Consider the following 20,287-nt stretch of genomic DNA (forward strand, 5'->3'; position numbering starts at 1 on the left):
ATGAGTATCTCGAGAAAGTTTCAACGCAGCAAAAGTAAATATACGTTAAGCCAGAAAATTATTTCTGCCGTAACGGCGGCAGGGTTTATTATGCAGCCAATAGTTGGCTTTGCACAGAGCATAAATAAAATTAATAATAACGGCAGTATTGAAGTGAAAGGCAATGTTACTCATATTTGGGCAGATAAGGTTGTCAGCAATGCGGCTGTAAATGTTTTTAAAGATTTTCAGTTGGACGCTAACAATATTGCTAACATGTACTTTAATACTAAGGGTGCAAGCGGAGCTGATGTAGCTAACCTTGTTAACTTTGTTAACAGCCGTATTGATATTAACGGTACTGTAAACGCAGTTAAAGATAATAAAATCGGCGGCAATCTGTTTTTCCTGAGCAAAGACGGTATGGCAGTAGGCAAATCAGGCGTTATTAATACCGGTTCGCTGTATGTAATGACGCCTGCTACAGGAATTGATATAAATTCTACTGCAGAAGATTATAATTACACTTTCGAAGGTTTAAAGGGTGCGTTTAATAATGGAATTGCGGATGATACAACTCTTGACCGCATGAAAATGCTTAATATTCCACTTAATGCAGATGGAACAATAAGTGTTTTGGGGACTATTAACGCTGTGGCCGATGTTAAAATGGCTGCGCCTAAAATTGCTGTAGGTAAAAATATCAGCGGAGAAGATTTAAAAGACGGTGAAAATGGTGCAGTTGGCACAAAAGCAGGAGGAATTGTAAAAACTGCCGTTATAAGGACAGGCAATAGTACTGATTTTAATTTTGCAGACCTTGTAAACATCAAAGACGCTGACGGTAATATAGTAACTAAAGCAGGCCTTGACGAAAATTTAACTGCTGTTGCAAGCGGCAACGGCGATATTGTACTGGCTGCCAAAGCTGAATATGGCAACGCAAAAGACCAGGATTTTAATAATTTAGGCAGTACGTTAGGTATACCTGTAAATCTTAATGATGAGACAACTATTGAAGCCTCGGTTGAAAACTATGGCACGATTGACGCTATGGGCGACGCCGTGCTTACAGCCGAAGCAACTAACGGCAATAAAGATTGGGCTGAAGCTACTTTAGAACAAAATACCCCTAACGGCGTAAATAACCCGGATTATGTGCCTGTACCGGCAGCCGATGCCGGCAATTACATACAAACCATTGCAAGTGTTAATGTGCAGGGCGATGTAACTGCTGGCGGAAACATAGAAATTAAAGCCGATTCTGATAACACCTATGTTGATTCTGGAAAAGGTATTGTTGACAGCTTTATGAACAGCGCTATTGGTATAGTAAATCCGATGGGCGCTAATGTAATGATTTTAAAAAATGAAGCGAATGTTACTGTTGGCATAGATGCTGATATCACGGCCGGAAAAGCTATTGATGTACAGGCAAACGCTGTGCTTGACGCTACTTTAGGCGAAGCTGTAAGCGGCAGGAAATTAATTAAGAAAGTTCCTGATGCCATTCCGGCGGCTTCCGTTGGTTATGCCGATGTGGAAAATAATGCAGCAGTAACTATTGAAGGAAGGCTTACTGCTGACGGCGCTAACTCTAATATAACTGATGAAGATGGCAATGTTGTTGTTAAACCTGCGGTAAATGTATCTGCCTATGCAGAAGAAAATTTAAGCAATAATGTATCGCTTAATCTAAGTTCCGGTATGCTGGGTGCAGGCACGTCTGCACTTGCTGCGGCGGTTGCCGTAAGTGAAAGCAGCAATAATGCTGAAGTTAATGTTAATGGCGTTATTACAGCTGATAATGGTGATGCCAATATTAAAGCTGATACATTTAATTTGTTAACTGCCAATGCTTCTACAACTGCACCGGATGATTCTGTAGGTGCGACAGCAGTTAATGTTATTACGCATAATGGAGAAGCTAATATTGCCGTAAACGGTGACATTACAGCCCAAAATGTTAATATTGACGCTACAAATTATACTGATGAAAATACTATAACTGCCAATAATGCCCTTGGTATGGGTAAATTTAAAGCTAATTTAATGAACGCCGTTAATGTAAACGGTATTGTAGGCGCATTAAAAGAAAATCCGCTTGTTCAAAAAATTACCAATAAAGATGGCGAAGAAACTCCTGCCGATAAACCTGGCCTTTTTAAGCAGCTCAGCGAAAAATTAGCAGTTAGCGCTGCGGTTGTAGTAGCTGATGAAAATAATTCGGCTAATGTAACTTTTGGCAAAACGGCAGATGTTACTGCTACAAACGGTAGTATTAATGCAGATGCAGATGTTAATATTTTCGATTCTCATTTATATGCTTCAGGAACGGCAAACTCTTATAAAAAGACTGAAAGCGGCACTACCGATACAGTTACGGTTGGCGCAGGCGTTGTTTATTCCGGCATGGAAAATAATGCTTCGGTCGTATTTGCAGAAGGTGAGGCTGCTGCAGGTGATGAAAATAAAGCCACCCTTACTGCGGCAAAAGATATTAATATAACCAGCAGCACCAAAATAGAATATCATAGGCCTGAACGCATTAAACGTGGTATTGACCGCAGCATAGAAAACCTTAATTATGCTATTGAAGCAATTAAAAATTTGCCTGAATATACGGAAAGTAAGTATAAGGATGTTATAGATGGATTAAGCTCCTTGAAAGATAGTTTGGAAGGCTATGCTGAAAACTATTCAACGGAATTTATAGATGGCGTATCTAAGCCTGATGCAATTACTGCCGATGGAACAATGAACACTATTTTTGATGCTGCGGCAGGCGCTGCTGTTATTTACAATGATGTAATGGAACTGCAGCAGAACTTTAACGATATGCTTGATGTAACAAGCCCGTTTACTGAAGTAATCAGCAATGCGCTGGGCGTTGTTTCCAATGCGGTGGCATTTGCAGACCCCAATAATTATGCGAATGTAGCTGCTTCCGCTTCCGCTAAAGGCGGAACGGAAAGCACTAAGTTTGCTTTAAGCGGTTCTGTTACTGTTACCGATTACAATAACAACAGTTCTGTTAATGTTGGTAAATTTACACAGTTAAATGCAGGTGAAAAGTTAAATCTTAATTCTGCCAACAAAGTGGAGGACGTAAATATAACCGGCAAAACTCAATTTTGGAAACCAGGTGCTGAAGCTAAGGGCGGATTAGGTATTGGCGGCAGCGTAAATTACCAGAATTTCGATACCGATTCTAAAGTAGTTGTTGAAGAAGGCGCAAACCTTTCGGCAGGCGATATTAGTATCGGAAGCAATAGTGATATTTTCCATGTGGGTGCGATGCTGGGCGCCGGAAAGAGCGATGGCAGTGCTGTAAACGGCATGGTAACAATTACCGACAGTGACAGCTATAATAATGTTATTGTCGATACGAACGCTGTGCTGCAGGCTGTTAAAAGCGCAGCTAACCAGGGCAGCATTAATATTGGTGCTACAAATAATACAAGCGTAACCAATGCCATTATAAGCGTATCTGCCAGCGGTGCTAATGTTGGCGCCGGAATTGGCGTAGCACTTAACAATATTGACGTACAGAATACGGCACAGATTGTTGATAATGACGGCACAGAAGGAGAAGATGATGAACTTACTGGCAGCATTTCTGCTTCTGACCTGAATGTTAATGCCGAAACAACAGGGCTTATTAACACAGTAAGCGTTGCCGGAGGCGTGACAAGCAGCGGAGAAAACGAGGGTGAAAACGAAAGCGGAGGCTTTTTTGATAGTGTAAAAACTCCGTTTAATAAGATTGCGGACGCACAGGAGCAAATTCTTGGCGGTATTAGTAAGGTATCCAATAAGCTGCAGGATGTTCTGCGCACAATGGATTTAAATTCTTCCGGCGAAAGTTCTGTCAGTGGTAAGGAAGTGGCAGGAACTCCCAGTTTCAGCTTTGCCGGTGCCGGCAGTGTATCGCTTAACCTTGTTGATGATACCACAAAAGCAGTTATTGACGGTGCTAATATTAAGCTTGATAACGATGGAACATTAGTTGTCGGTGCGCGTGATTCTGCGTTTACCGGCGCATGGAGCGGCTCTGCCGGAATGTCGTTCCGCAAGGGCAATCAAAGCGCAACCAGTGTTGCCGTATCCGGCGCGGTTGGCGTAAACGATATTGATAATGAAATTACTGCGCTTGTAAAAGACAGCACTGTAAGCGGCGCTAAAGATGTTGACGTTGCTGCCGTAAGCGGCGGCACAACCGTTGCAGCGGGTATTGGCGCAACCTTAACAAGCGATAAAGGGCAGGCTAAAAGTTACAGCGGCGGTGCATCCGTTTCTGTAAATTTAATTGATAAAACAGTCAACTCTAATATGGAAGGAGTAAGGCTTACCGATGATGCGGCTAATAAAGCTAATGTTGATGTTGCGGCTTATGAAAGCGATGTGCAGGTTACCGGTGGTGTTAATGCCAATATTGCAACGGGCGGCGGCAGCCTTGTTGGCGGCGGTGTAACTGTTGCTGATATTAACAATAAAATAAATGCAGGTATTAGCGGCGGAAATTATACCAATGTTAACAATATAAAAGTAAAAGGACTGCTGGCCGTAACACAGGTTACGGCGGCTGTTTCTGCCGGTGTTGCTGCGGGAAACGGCAATGCGTTTAGCGGGGCTGTAGTTTATAACGGTTTAAGCAATGATCTTAATGCCGGTATTGACGGCGCTGCTATTACTGCTGACGGATTGGTGAACGTTACCGCCAAAGATACTAAAAGCAGATCAACAGAGGCAGAACCGTATCAGACCTTGCTGGGCGATTATAGCAATCACAATACTTTTGCGGCAGATAGAGGCATTGATACAACCGGCAGCAGTTATTATACGGATTTGGATACCAACGGCGAAGCTATTAACTATAGTGACAGCGAAGGCAGCACAATAGTTGGTGCGGCATTTGTTGTGGCAGGCGGCAAGGATAGTGCCGGTGGTGCAGCCGTTAATATTGCCGATATTGATAATGACTTTAAAGCAAGTATTGATAACTCTACAATTAAAGCAGGAAGCGTAAGTACTGAAGCAGATGCCGATACTTTGCTTGTTGGCGCGGCAGGCGGCGTTGCCGCAGGCGCTACAAGCTTTGGCGGCATGGGCAGCGTAAGCTGGCAGAATATTGATAATGATATAACTTCGGAAATTATAAATTCTGAAATTACAACAAATAGCGTAACAGCTAAAGCAGTAAATAAAACGCAGGCTGTTAATGTTGCCGGTTCTGTTTCGGTAGGCAAATCGGCAGCTGTTGGCGCGACATTAGCATATAATGCTTTGGATAATACCGTTGGCGCGTATATGCGCGGTAATACAATTAGTGCTTGGGATGGCGGTAACGTAGATGTAATCGTCAATGCCGATAATACCGGTAAGGTTTACGGTATTGGCGCTGGCGTTTCTGCATCAACAAAAGTTGCCATTAACGGCAGCGTTGCTGTTAACCGCGGCGGCAGCAATACAGAAGCGATTATTGATAAAAGTAAAGATGATAAAAATGAAGAAAAAGAATCTAAAATTATAGATGCAGGTTCTGTAAATGTTACGGCTGATGATAAAACTTACCGTTTGGCTGTTGTTGGGCAGGTAAGCGCAAGCGGCAAGGCAGCAGTTGGCGGCGGCGTAGCGTATAATGACATTGGCGGATCTTCCGCAGGCAGCGGAAGCAGCAGCCAGAATACCACGGCCGCTATTAAAAATACAGATATTACTATGGCGGCTAATAGTGAAAAAACTGTTGCTGCTGACGGTGAAAAAACTGTTGGTGTTAATGTTGCGGCTAACGATAGCTCTGAACTGAACACTATTGCGGTAGGTGTTGCTGCGGCGCCCACTGCAGGTGTTCAAGGGTCTGCGGCAACTGCATTAATTAATAAAAATGTAACTGCCGAAATTGAAAATACTGATATTGAAAATACTGATATTGATAATAACAATGTCAGCAAAAATGCAAATGTAATTGTTGATGCGCAAAATGACAGCAGTATTACAACTTCTGCCGATACTGCTTCCGTTGCCGGGCAAGGTGCTGGCGTAGGCGCAGGTGTTGCAGTTAACCGTATTATTCAGCAGACTAATGCGGCTGTAAACGGCGGCACTATGAACGTTAACAACCTTACCGTTAATGCTAATGGTACGCCGAGCATAGAAAATATTGGCATAGGCATAGCGGTTGCCGGACAAGGTGCAGGTGTAACCGGCAGTGTTTCCGTTAATATGATTGACAACGATGTAACCACGCATATCGGCAGCGGCGCAAACATCACTGCCGATGGCAGCGTAGGCGTTGTTGCTACCAGCGATGAGCAGATTGCCAACTATGCAGGGCAGGCTGCTGTTGCAGGGCAGGGCGCAGGCGTTGGCGTATCGGTTGCTGTTAACCAAATTGCAGGCACTACCAGTGCGACTGTTGGCGGCAAAGATGAAGCAAAAACCAGCGTAACCGCCAAAGGCAAGAGCAGTTTAAATACTAACACTTTCATCAGAGGCTATGAATATGGCTATGAAAACAAAGACGAAACAAAAAACAGCCAAATTAATAATGCTTTAATCAGCCAAGACACGGTTTCTATGAACACTACTATTAACCGTGAAAGCGAAAACCGCAGCGGCTTAGTTGTAGATGCTTCTTCCACGCGCGATATGAAATCCTTCCTGCTTACTGCAGGTGTAGGCGGCATGGGGGCAGGCGTAACCGGTACAGTTAACGTTAACATGATTAAAGGCGCTACTAATGCGGGAGTTGCTAATACAATCGTTAACGGCGGTAGTGCAAGTACAGCTGGTGCAGGCAATGTATTTGTTAACGCCGGTGATTACACCAATATGTCCGGCTTTGTAGGCAGCGGCGGTGTAGGCGGCATCGGTGCAGGCGTTGGCCTTGGCAGCGATACCAATACCTTCAGCCGCAATGTTGAAGCCGTAGTTGAAAACAGCGATATTAAGGCAAAAGCTTTAGAAGTTGACGCAGATTCTCAGCAGGGCGTATCCAGCTTTGCAGTTGGTGCAGGCATTGCAGATGTAGGCGGCGGCGTAGCCGGTATTGTAACGGTTACGGAACTTGAAAATGCAACCAAAGCGGCCCTTTTAAACAGCAATGTTAATGCAAATACCGTTAATATTAACGCTAATCATACAGGTGTTGTTAATGCAGGTAATGTCAGCGCAGGTGTAGGCGGCGTTGGTGCAGGCGTAGGCATATCTGTCGGCGTGCTTAAAGATAATTCTTCAACGGAAGTTACCGTTGGTGATGATGAAAACGCTAAAACTCAAGGAAGCACGAATATAACTGCTGCTAATGATGTGAATATTGCAGCAGAAAATACGGCTGTTGTTAAACCGATGATTTCCGCAACCGGCGGTGCAGGCGTTGGCGCAGCTGTAGCAGGCGCAACTTCTGTTAACAACCTTAACAGCGTTGTAAAAACGAATGTTAATAATGCTGTTATTACTTCTAATAACGGCAATATTAATGGTACGGCAAACAATACCTTTAACGTTGAAGCTTATAGTGGCGGCAATGCAATTGGCGGAGCCGGTATTGGTGTTGGTGCCAACGTAACGGTTAATACTATCGACAGTACCGTGCAGACTAACGTTAATGATAGTACGCTTAACGCCGAGACCGGAAATGTAACTTTAACCGCTGACGAAGACCGCAACATTGAACAGCTTGCAACCAATATTGCTGCTGGCGGTATTGCAGCAGGCGCAAATATTGCCATTACCAGTGTTGGGGAAGCAATTGGCAACGAAGACAGCGAAAAAATTTCTAATAAGTCAGATAATTATAAAGAAGCGAATGACGCTGCGGCAGATAAAATTAAAGAAGCTAATAACGCTTATGGTGCTAATGATACGAAAACTTTATTAGGCGATTCTGCCGGTGCGCTTGGAACTGCCTGTATTGATGACATAAAACTTTCTGTTGGCGCCGGTTACGGCGGCCTTGAAGATGAAAATGGTAACAAGATTTCTCAAATTACCGTTAACATAACAAACAGCGACATTAGCGCAGCAGGCAGCGTAACAGCTGATGCAGCTGAAAATGATAACATTAGCATGACGCTTGGCAGCGGCGCAGCAGGCGCGGCGGCTGTTAACGCAGGTGTAGGCATCCTTAACGTACACCGCAATGTCGGCGTAAATATTACCGGCGGCAGCATTGATGCAGGCACGGTTGATATTGGCACTGATATTACAGGCGAAGCCAAGCTTGATGTATATCAGGGCAGTGCAGGCGTTATAGGGGCAAATGCAGCGGTAGGCATAGTTAATACTACTGGCAGCAGTAAAATTAAAATCAGCGGTGCTGAATTAACTGGCAATAATATAAACATTTTAGCGGCAGATCACGGTGTTACCAAAGCGAATACATTGGGGATTACGATAGGTGCTGTTTCGGTAGGTGTTATTACTGCCGAGGCCGATAATACCGGAGCAACAAACGTGGTTATTACAGATACAGAAGCAAATGCTAAAGATAGCGGACAGGAAAGCAGCATCAGCATTGGCACGGATAAAGCCAATACCGTTGAAGCGCACGCAACGGGCGGCGCAGGCGGTTCGGTAGCAGCGCAGGGCGTAGTAGCAACGGCTGAGGACAGCGGCGTAAGCAGCATTACTTTGGGCGAGGCCGATGGCAGCGCAGGCAATACGTTTACTGTAAACAACATTACGGTTCAAGCGGCTGCTAAACCGGTTGTTAAAGCCATTGCCGATAGCTTTGCTGTAAGCATTTTTGGCACGGCAGGTGCATCCGTAGCTACGGCAAACGCGGCAGGCACCGTTACGGTTAATGTTTATAATGGCAATACTCTTGCCGGTGATGATGTAGACATCAGCGCCGAAGCTGTTACGCAGAACGGGCAAAACACTGCCGAAGCACAGGTTGTAGGCAACAGCGGAAGCGGTTATTATACGTTTGCTAACAATAATGCAACAGCTAATGTTACCACGAATGTTGATGTTAACGTAGGTGATGTTGATTATAAGACTACTACGGAACAGATATTTGTTGGATATAAAGATGTAGGGGATGGCACTACCGGTGAGCGTGAGGAAGATTATGAAGAAGTAACTGCCGGTGCAACCAATCTTAACATCAGCGGCAGCAATACTGCCAAAGCTTCTGCCAATGCTAAAGGCATAACCATTGGCGGTATATTCTCCAGCGGAAACAACCAGGCCATTACAAATAATGAAGCTGTAACCAATGTAACATTAAATAGCGGCAGCGGCAGTGAAGGTACTTTGCTGAACAGCTTGAACGTAACCGCAGCAGGAACAAGCGATAATACTGCTAAAGCGGACGGTAGCGGCGGCGGTCTTATCAGTGCCGATTTGGCTGCATACGCTGAAAATAATTCGGAAGCTGATGTTAACGTAAACGTAAGCGGCACATTGGAGGTTGAAGGCGATATTGCTGTTAACGCTTTGCAGAACGATACCGTTAACCTTAATGCCGATGCACTGAAGGCAACGGTTGTAGGTTTAAGCGCAACTGCGGCAGATAATAACATAAGCGGTACAACTAATGTTAATATCAGCAATGCCGATATTAACGGCGGCGGTAAGTTTGATGTCAGCGCGGCTAACAACATAACCTTTGGCAATACCGAAAAATACGCGGTAGAAGGCAGCGGCTACGGCGGCGTAAATGTACAGGGCGTAGCGTTTACTAATAATATTGATAAAAATACTGCCATTAACCTTAATGATGCTGATATTATAACTCTTGGCACGCAGGCGCTGGAAGCAAAAACTACCGGCAATATTAACGCAGGCGGTTATATTAAAGCTGCTGGTTTAGGTGCATTTACATGGGTTGATGTTAATAACGCAGTAACTGCATCTGACACGATTAATGTTGACGGAAGTTCTTCGCTTACAACCAAACAGGAAGGTGCAGATATTACTTTAGCAGCTGTTGATAATATGGACCTTACTGTTGCAGGTTATGCAGATGTACAAGGCGCGGCGGTTGGCGGTGCATCTTCTGATGTAACAAATAATTTGGTACGCAATAATTCGGTTACAGTAAGCGGCGATTTGTATGCTTTGAATGATGTTAACCTTTATGCCGGCAAAGATAAAACCGGAGCTAATGGCAGCCTTGATTTAGTTGCTGAATCGGAAACCTACAACTATGCGGCACTGCCTATTGCTGATCCCAAACTGGACGATAAATTTGCACAAAACAACCAGATAATAATTAACAGCGGCAGCGATATTAGCAGCGTGCGCGACATCAATTTGTATGCAGATGCAGGTAAAGAATCTGTCCGTGATACAACATTGATGTATACCTGGGTATATTCCGATAAAAAAGAGAATTATTCTAATTCTTCCGTTGGATATGCAAAGCCTAATAATAAGACTGCGCAAAACTTTGTGCAAGTTGATGGCAATTTAACGGCAGGAGTGCAGAACAAGCAGTATGTAAGTATCGGTGGAAAGTATAATGCTGAAACCCAAGAAACTAACGGTATGCAGTTAGTATTCTTTGATGATGAGACGCTTAAAGCAGTTCATGATTACGGAAATGGACAGGAAAGTGCGGTAGGTGCTGATGGACTTATTGTTGATTATTCCGAAGGTGTTGATGGAAACGGTATAGAAATTGGTACTTTTGACTATGGCACAACGCTGTTTGACCGCTATAATGAACTTGGCGAATTGATGGCAGGTTATTCTGAAGATACTTCTTCAACTGCTTATCTTGGTTACAAAGCTGAACGCCAGCGTATTTTTGAACAGCTGCAATCCATGAACCTGATAAAAGAAATGACAAATGACAAAGGGCAAAAATATTATGTTCAGGTTGAAGGAATGACGGTTGATTATATCGAATTGCCGGATATTGTTGCAAGTGGCGGTAATATTAATATTCAGTCGGACAGCCTAAGTGGCAGTGGCGGTTTAACAGCACAGGGTGCGCCGGAGGTTGTAATTAACAATAATACCAACCTTTATTTAAAGGTTAACAATGTAACTGTCGGCGAAGCAGGTGGTGAAGTTAACTTTAATAATACTGCATTAACCAGTGCTGATGGCACTAAATATGGCGGTATAACTATAGCTCCTGATAAGGAATCCGGCAGCGGCGGGGAGCTTGTTATCAACGGCAATTATGGCGGCGGTTATGTATATGCACAGGTTGATTTGCCTAAAGATCAGGATTCGACTCAATCGGTACAACAAACAATTCAATTAAAGCCGCGTGCCGATATTGAAATTAACGGCATTGTTAATAGTGAGGAAGGTACAGTTAGAATTACAAGTGCTGCCGATAATATCGTTATTCAGGGTGAATCGGCGGCAGACAGCGCAGCTGTAAAAGGTAAAACAATTGTGCTTAGTGCAAGCAAGGGATCTGTAAGTCAGGGTTTCCAGGAAGGCATTGTTAACATTGGCGGCAGCGTACAAACTCAGTACGATGATTTGTATCAGGATGCTAAAGACCATTTCGATAATAAATACGAATTTAAGCACGACAGTGTTGAAGATGAATGGTCAACTAATGATACAGCTAACGAACCAAGCGGAAATATGATTGCCGGTGAAAATGTTTACATTAATGCTTCTGATATTAATGTCAACGGTAAAATTCAGAGCGGTTATGCTGATTATGTTGTAAATATTGATGCAGGATTGCAAAAGACAATTAATCAGATGCAGCAAAACTGGCAAAATAGCGGCAGTAAGCCGCTTACCGATGCTATGGTTACAACCGGAACTACTTACCGTATAGTAGAAGGTAAAGATATATTGCAGAGCGATGGTACATATTACCGTCAGCTTGACGTTTATTATAATCCTTACACCGGGCAGATTGTAGTGCCGGATGTTGACGCTAACGGCGGGCAGGTTTATCTTACCGGGCGTATCAGCAGCACTGGCAGCGGGTCCATTAAAGTTCTGGACGGCGCGTATGACATTAACGTAACCAATAATACCAGTACAGATTTGCAGCTTGGCAAGCTGGTAAGTAATAATGTGGATGGTCTTATCAGTATAGCTGATACAGGAACTAAAAAAGTTACAGAGTTTACCCGTAATGGCACTGTTGTAAAAGATATGACCAGATTAGATGAAAACGGTAACTATATTGTTGTAAGCGAAAGTGGTGCATCTTCACAATATCAGCCGGATACAAATTTGCGTTATAATTGGACAACAGGACAGGAAACTACAACAAGTGAAACCTATCATAACACTATTAAAGCCGGGTTGTGGGGACTTGTTGAGACTATGGATGAAGATGAGCTGGTAGACTTTGAAGAATCTCATAAACCGGTAGAACCGGCAACAGAAACTAACAAAAATAAACCTAATGGTGAATACATTGGTTCTGTTGAAGGCGTTGGTAAAAACGATGACAATTTTGTAGTAATTTATGAAAATGATAAATTTGAAGAGAACCGTACACAACCGGTTAAGATTGATTCGTGGAGTTCTGGTTTCCTTGGCTGGTTTAAGTGGGAAAAATATGAATGGGAAGTAACAACAGGAACTTCTCAGCAATATGTTGCCAGCGTCAATGCAGGCAAACCTATCAGTATCGGTTTCATTGGTAATTCTGAAGGTAACAGCAATATAGGTGTTACTTCCGCAGGCAATATTAACCTGACCAATAATATTGCCTCTGCCAGCGGCGGTACTGGTTCCTTAATTGATATTAGCAGCACCGGCGGCGCAATTAATCAGCTTGGCGGTTCGCTTATTGGCGATAATATCGACCTGAGTGCGGCAAAAGGCATTAACGATGTACAAATTACATCTATCGGCGATACGGTTAACCTTAACGCGGTAAGCAGCAACGGCGATGTTGATGTAACCGTTAACGCAGCCTACGGCAAAGCGGGCAATGTAGTTATCGACAACTTGTTTGCCGGTACTGCGGCTAATCCTGCCGGTGATGTATCGCTTACGGCTTACGGCAATATTACTCAAAGCGACACAGATACTTTTGTAAGCGGCAACCGTATTGACCTTGTAAGTGCTAACGGCGCTATTGGTACAGACAAGCAGGCAATTATAGTTCATGGTGGGCAGGAAATTGTGGATGCAACTGATAGTCTTTCTGCAAGTGTTAACGCACAGGCTAAGGGCAATATTAACCTTACGCAGGATAGCGGCGATATGCGTATCGGACGTGTATACTCTGATAGCGGCAATGTTACAATTACCGTTAATAGCGGTGACCTTATAGATGCATTGCCTTCCGGTGAAACAGTAGACCGCGGCGACACCGATGAGCTGATTCAGAAGTGGATTGACCTTGGCCTTGTTGAAGGTACTGGCGATTACAGTAAAAAAGTTGAGCAGGATATTGCGGACTATAAAGAAGGCGTAAAAGATGAGTTTGAAAACTATCTTGCGCAGGAAAATTATTATGAATCTCAGACCGGCAGCGTAACACAGGAATATAAAGATGCCTACAATGCTTACAGCGAAGCCAAAACACAGTATGATGCGCTTAAGAGCGATTATGATACCTGGACGAAGGGCAAAATTTATTATACTGATGATGCTTATGTTCCTAATGAGGATAATTATCGTACTGAAGCGGAATATCAAACAGCGCTTACTGAATATAATGCAGGCAAAGCAACCTTTGAAGAACTTAATGCTAAATTTAACGGTACTGAAAGTTTCAGCGATTATGTTGCCGATAATACCGGAGATACTTATGCTGCATATCTTAATCCGTCAGTAACAATTACTGATAGCGAAGGTAAATCTCAGATTGTAGATTTGAAAGCTGAGTTTGATGGTTACGCTAATTACGAAAGCCTGAAGTCAACTTATGGCAGATATGAAAGTGTTGATGCTTATCTTGCAGGCAGCGAAGCTCAGACACATATTGCTGAACTGAGTGATAGTGGCAAAACTTACTGGGATAAAGACAGGTTGTTGTATGCTATTTCTGATACAATTACTAACCCGGGCAGCGGTTCGACTGATAATGTTGTTAAAGACCCGAACATTAAAGGCAATAATATTACAGTTAATGTTAAAGGCGGCAGTGCAGGTTTGAACAGCGAAAAAGTTACCAAATTGGAAGTTGCAGGTATAGGCGATAATATCGAGAATCTTAAGCTTCTTGCCAGTGCTGATGCTTCCACTGTTAACTGGGATAATAAAACAGGAATTATTACCATTAATGAAAAATTGCCGATTGGTATTCAAAGCACGGGCAAGGTAGATGTTGAAACAAACGGCAATGTTTACCTTTCCGGGCGTACCGAGAGTGGACCTGACGACGGTCAAAATATTCTTAATATCGGTAATATTAACGCAGGTACTGATGGCAATATCCGTCTGCAAGGACAGGATGGTATTTATAACCTTAGCGCAAGCGACCGTGCAGCCATTACAGGCAAAGATTTGCTCATTCAGGCAGGCGAAGGTTCTATCGGCAAAGATAATGCTATGATGACGACAAATCTCAGCGGCTCAATGCAGGCACAGGCCAGCGGCGGTATTTACATTAACCAGCTTGGCACTAATAACCTTGTACTTGACTCCGTTGGTGCAGGTCAGGATATTGTTTTGAAATCTGCTAATGATATTTTGATGAGCACGGATATGCAGTCCGGCGGTGCAGTAAACTATATCCGCAGCGATAATGGCACTATAACCCTTGAAGCTCAAAATATCGGCGCTAAAGATAACGCACTCCGAATTTTGAATAACGGCGTTGTTGTAAATGCCAAAGCAAATAAAGAAAATGGTGATATTATACTTGCAGGCGTAACCGGCACTGGTTTAGATGGTGAACTTGTACTTGGTGCTATTGAAGGTGCAAATCTTGATGTAACAAGTGCCGGCAATGTAAGCATTGGTAAAGATGCTTCTGAGGACGAAACACCAGTTGAAGGCAGTATTGAGGTTAACGGTGATGCTTCCATAAGTGCAGAAGACGGCAGCGTTACTCAGACGGCTGATAGTAATATTACAGCAAATGCTGTTAATGCTTCGGCAACGGAAAACATTTTGCTTAACAGCAAGAAAAATAAAGTTAACAGCTTTATTGTAAACGGCATTGGCACTGGCAACAGCATTAACGGCAGCGTTGAACTTGCTGGCAGCAAAGATAGCGGATTTACTGCTGACCTTAACGGCATTACGGTAAATAACGGTGGTGTTACTGTTACAAATTATGCTGAAAACGGAACTCTTAATATCAGCGGCGGCAGCGTAACAACAACTGACGCAGAAAAAGGCAGTGTAACCTTTAGCAGTGAGGGCAGTATTACTTCCGATGCTACGGTTAATAGCGCAGCAAATATTAATATGAATGCTGATGGAGCAATTGATAATGATGGCAGCCTGACTGCACAGAATAACGTAAATGTTGATACGACTGCTGGTGCTATTGAACTCGGCGGCAGCGTAACAGCAAATACTGGCACAGTAACTGTTCATTCTGATAAAGGTGCAATTCATATCGGCGACGACAATGGCAACGGTACTGTAAATGCCGGTACTGATGTAAGCATTACTACTAACGAAGGTAACATTACCACAACAGGCGCAGTAAGCGGTGGCAGCAATGTAAAAGTTGACGCAGGCACTAAAGGCAATATTGAACTTGGCGGTATTGTAAATGCTGAAGGCGGCAGTGTTGATGTTGATACCCATAGCGGAGATGTAACCACCAAAGGCGAAGTAACTGGCAAGATTGATGTAACTATCAACAGCGATGACGGCGATATAACCATCGGCGGTAAAGTACAGTCTGAAACCGGCAGCACGCATATTAACGCAGGCACTGAAGAAGACCCCGGTATTACTGAAGATAAAGACGGCAATGTAACTGTTAATGGTGAAGTTGCTTCCGGCAAGGAAGTAATTGTTAATGCTAACAATGGCAGTATTACTGTAACCGGCAATACAACTGCAAGCGATGGTAATGTACAAACTACTGTAAAAGGCAACGGCAATATTAGCCTTGAAGGCAGCGTAAATGCAAGTGGTAATGTAAAAGCAGAAGTAACCGGTACTGGCGATATTACAACCAGCGATAATGCAGAGGTAAATAGTACAGATATAGAATTTACTGCTAATAAAGGTAATATTACAACAGGCAGCAGCTTAACTGCCAAAGAAAATGTTGACCTTAATACCAATACCGGCGATATTACATTTGGCGGCGATGTAACGGCTAGCGACGGCAATATTACTATCAATATCAATGAAGCCGGCAATTTAAAAGATGTGCTTAATACAGAAAATACACTGTCTGCATTCTCGCAGGACGGAGACGATGCCAAAGGTAATATTTACATTAATATTAAAGGTATTGGCGATGTCGATTTAAGCGAAATTTACGCTGACAATGATGCAAGGCTTGATATTGCTAACGGTAATCTGGCACTTGGCACAATAAATGGCGAACTGGTTGCAATTCAGTTGCGCACAGAAGATAAAGACATGAATGTTGGCGAAATTATTGCAGGTACGCAGATTGTGCTTACAGGCAGCGATATGACTCTTGACCAGATTGCTCAGCGTCCGGATGCAGATGGTATGCTGGTTATTACACCTGATAATGCAGAAGCAGATAAACCGATTGATAACTTTACTATCGGCGATATTAAAACTAACAGCGACAGCGGAATCCGCTTTGACCGCCTGTGGGTAAATAACTCCGATATCCATATCAGTGAAGGTCAGCTTTGGTTTGACAAACTGTATGTTGAAGATAACGCGCACTTCAGCAATGATGAAATGACTGCAGCAATTTACGGCAAACCGCCTCTGCGTGATGGCAGCGACAGCGTTTACTGGATTAACACCGAGGAGAACCGTCCGGAAAGCAGCCTTGATATGTGGCTGAACGGCACGGGCGACTGGATGTACCTGCGCTTTACCGATGACCATATTCAGGAAAGCAATGGCATCCTGCTGACTCTGGATGAATACGATTATGTTTACAACCAGCGCTTCACGGCAGAAAACCATCTGCGCTGGCAGCATGGGCGTTACCTTGATGAAGACTGGAAACAGGCATACGGCTACGGATTATCACTGCATAACCGTTACGGCCTGATTGATTATCAGGAATTTACCGAAACAAACGCCGGTGCTGATGGAGTTGCTGTGGAAGCTTAACAAAAATTAATATCCGGGGGCTGTATGCCTCCGGATATTACAAATAATTTTGGAGGTCAGGCATGAATAAAAAAGCGGAATCTTTTAAAAAGTATCTTGATGACAAAAAAATTACCTGTTTTACTGTTGATGAAATTGCCGGTGATAATTTAAACAGCGTTGTTTTCCGTTCTAATATTGAAATTAACGGGCAGCAGCTGCCGACAATTGTAATTTTAGACAGCAGTATTTACGGCATGGTGCGTGTGCTTGTTGCACCGCGTGTTTTAAACGATGCCAACGAAGCAGGGCTTTTAAAGGAACTTAACCGCCTTAACAAAGGGTTTAAATCGTTTAAATATTATTTTGATGATAACGGCTCACTTGTTTTGGACTGCTGCGTTTTGCTGCCAGGCAGCGAAGCGGACGGCGATTTGATTTACACTATGTTTGATGTTATCATCCGCCATTTAAACGGGGAATACAAAAAACTGATGCAGCTTATCTGGCAGTGATGCTTTTGGAAAGCCTGAAAAATAAAAAGTACTAAAAAACGCCGTTTAACCCCGGCGTTTTTTTACTGTTTTAAATAAGTGTACAAACACTGATTAAGTTCACTGTTTTTATTATATTCTTTACATTTTGAAGATTAATTTGCAAAAGTTCACAAAAATTTACGGATTTTGTTGACAGAAAAGTATTTTGGTGATAAATTTCAAGCTATATTATTATTTTATTTTAAGGGAAAGAGGTAAGTATCATGACAGGATTAATGTTGTTAGGTATCGCATTAGTCGTGTGTGCATGCGGCTATTTTATCTATGGCCGCTGGCTTGTAAGACTGTGGGGCGTAGATCCCAATGCAAGAACACCGGCTTATGTGCATGAGGACGGCAACGACTACGTTCCCTCCTCCAAATTCACGGTTTTTGCGCATCAGTTTTCGTCCATCACGGGCGCAGGCCCTGTAACCGGCCCGATTATTGCCGCTATGTTCGGCTGGGCGCCGGTAATGCTGTGGCTGATGATTGGCGGCATCTTCTTCGGTGCCGTGCAGGATTTTACTGCGCTGTATGCTTCCGTTAAAAACGAAGGCAAATCAATGGGCATGCTTATTGAACAGTATATCGGCAAAACCGGCAAAAAAATGTTCCTTTTGTTCTCGTGGCTGTTTACCCTGCTTGTAACTGCCGCTTTTGCGGATATTGTTGCCAGCACCTTCAACGGCTTTAAGGCAGACGGCGGCCTTGCAACCCCTAATGCCGCTGCGGCATCCATTTCGATGCTGTACATTGTTGTTGCCATTGCCTTCGGCTACTTTTTAAAGAAATGCCCTCTGGCAGAAGGACCGAAACTGGCAGTTGCCATTGTTTTGATGATTGCCATGCTGTGGGCAGGCATTGAATACCCGCTGTATTACGATAAAACAACCTGGCTTTATGTAGTTTTTGCTTATATGTTTATGGCGGCAGTAATGCCGATGTGGCTTTTAATGGAGCCGCGCGATTATTTAAGCGTATTTTTGCTTTTAGGCATGATTGCCAGCGGCGTTATCGGTGTTATCTTTACCAACCCGTCTATCGAACTGCCGGCGTTTAACGGCTTTGTTGTAAACGGCCAGCCGCTGTTTCCGATACTTTTTATCACTATCGCCTGCGGCGCTGTATCGGGCTTCCACAGCCTGGTATCTTCCGGCACATCTTCCAAAACCGTTTCCAACGAAAAAGACATGCTCTTTATCGGTTACGGTTCAATGCTTATTGAATCCATTCTTGCAGTTGTTTCGCTTATTGTTGTAGGCGCTGCGGCAACCGGCGGCGTAATGCCCAAAGGCACGCCGTTCCAGATTTTTGCCGGTGCCGTTGGCGGCTTTATGGGCATGTTCGGCCTTTCGGCTCACGTTGCCACCTGCGTAATTACCATGTGCGTATCCGCACTTGCGCTTACCACGCTCGATTCCGTTGGGCGTATCGGCCGTATGTGCTTCCAGGAACTTTTCACCTCCGGTAAACCGGAAGAAATGAGCGGCCTGCAGAAAGTTTTAACCAACAAATATTTTGCAACCGTTATTACTCTGTTCTTCGGTTATCTGCTCTGCCTGGGCGGATATATGAACGTATGGCCGCTGTTCGGCGCAGCCAACCAGCTGTGCGCAGCACTGGTATTCATTTCGCTTTCGGTATTCCTTAAAGTTACGGGCCGCCAGGGCTGGATGCTTTATGTGCCGATGGGCTTTATGTTTGCCGCAACCATGAGCGCGCTTGCCATGAGCATTTACGGCATTGTCAATAAACTCGTTACCGGCGCACCGTTCGGCATGCTTACCGACGGTTTGCAGCTTGTTGTTGCCATTGCCCTTATTATTCTGGCACTTTTAATTGCCACCAACGGGCTTAAAACTTTGTGCGGCAGCAAAGCCGGAAGCAAAAATGAAACCGCAAACGCATAATTAAATGTAAAAATTTTGTGGCGCAGCCTGTAATACGCACGGGCTGTGCTTTTTTATGCGATTATTTTTTTACTGCATACTGTTTTTTTAATCTGAATTGTGTTAAAATTATTTCATAGCCATTTTATCTTGGGAGGTAAGAGAATGAAAAAATTATTTAATCTGTTAATGGTAGCCCTGATGGCTGTATGTTTTGCTGTTCCCGCTATGGGCAAAGCCGAAGCCGCTAAAGTTGTAGTACTTCCTCTGGTTAACAACTCCGGTTCCGAAACCGCAGGCCAGATTTATATCAGCGGCGCTATTCAGCTGTTCGATTATCCTGAATACGAACTGCTTGAAAATGACGCTACCAACGATGCTATTGCAGCTGAAAACATTGGTAAAGACGGCGCTTCCAAAGACGCTATGGTACGCATTGCCAAAGCTTCCGGCGCTGACCTTGTTGTTGGCATGGTTCTTGATACCTGCGAAGACAACCCGGTATTCCCGAGCGCAGAACGTATTTTGAAACTTGACATCACCGGCAAAACCTATGCTTACAGCGCAGTAAACGGCAAGTTCTATGAACACCGCATTTATGAGGACAAAGAAATCGACGAAACCCTTACCAGCCGCTGGGATTGGGTAAGCGAAGAATTTGGCCGCTGCGTAACCCGCGAAATGAAACGCGTTGACAAAGCATTCATGGAAAACGACTTTTAATTAACGGCTGATATTCGGGCTCCTGCTTTTGGGCAGGGGCCTTTTTAT

Annotated in this window: 4 protein-coding genes; all 4 read left to right on the forward strand. The window is 43.8% G+C overall.

Annotated elements, in window-relative coordinates; translation table 11 throughout:
• The 4 genes from M3079_RS04620 to M3079_RS04635 all read left to right on the forward strand — a co-directional run bounded on the left by M3079_RS04620 (position 1) and on the right by M3079_RS04635 (position 20,239).
• Positions 1-17,109, forward strand: a complete 17,109-nt coding sequence (locus M3079_RS04620; RefSeq protein ID WP_249077542.1) for a hypothetical protein — start codon at positions 1-3, stop codon at positions 17,107-17,109.
• A gap of 62 nt (positions 17,110-17,171) precedes the next feature.
• A complete protein-coding gene (locus M3079_RS04625) occupies positions 17,172-17,603 on the forward strand; it encodes a hypothetical protein (RefSeq protein ID WP_249077543.1) in 432 nt (143 codons plus the stop codon).
• A 245-nt stretch (positions 17,604-17,848) separates the two neighbouring features.
• The gene (locus tag M3079_RS04630) at positions 17,849-19,537 is read left to right on the forward strand and encodes a carbon starvation protein A (RefSeq protein WP_249077545.1); all 1,689 of its coding nucleotides are present in this window, start codon (positions 17,849-17,851) and stop codon (positions 19,535-19,537) included.
• A 144-nt stretch (positions 19,538-19,681) separates the two neighbouring features.
• Complete coding sequence (locus M3079_RS04635) at positions 19,682-20,239, forward strand: hypothetical protein (RefSeq protein ID WP_021715968.1); 558 nt, start codon at positions 19,682-19,684, stop codon at positions 20,237-20,239.
• The last annotated feature ends 48 nt before the right edge of the window (positions 20,240-20,287 follow it).

It is taken from the genome of Phascolarctobacterium sp. ET69, assembly GCF_023336935.1.
GTDB lineage: Bacteria > Bacillota > Negativicutes > Acidaminococcales > Acidaminococcaceae > Fusicatenibacter_A > Fusicatenibacter_A intestinipullorum.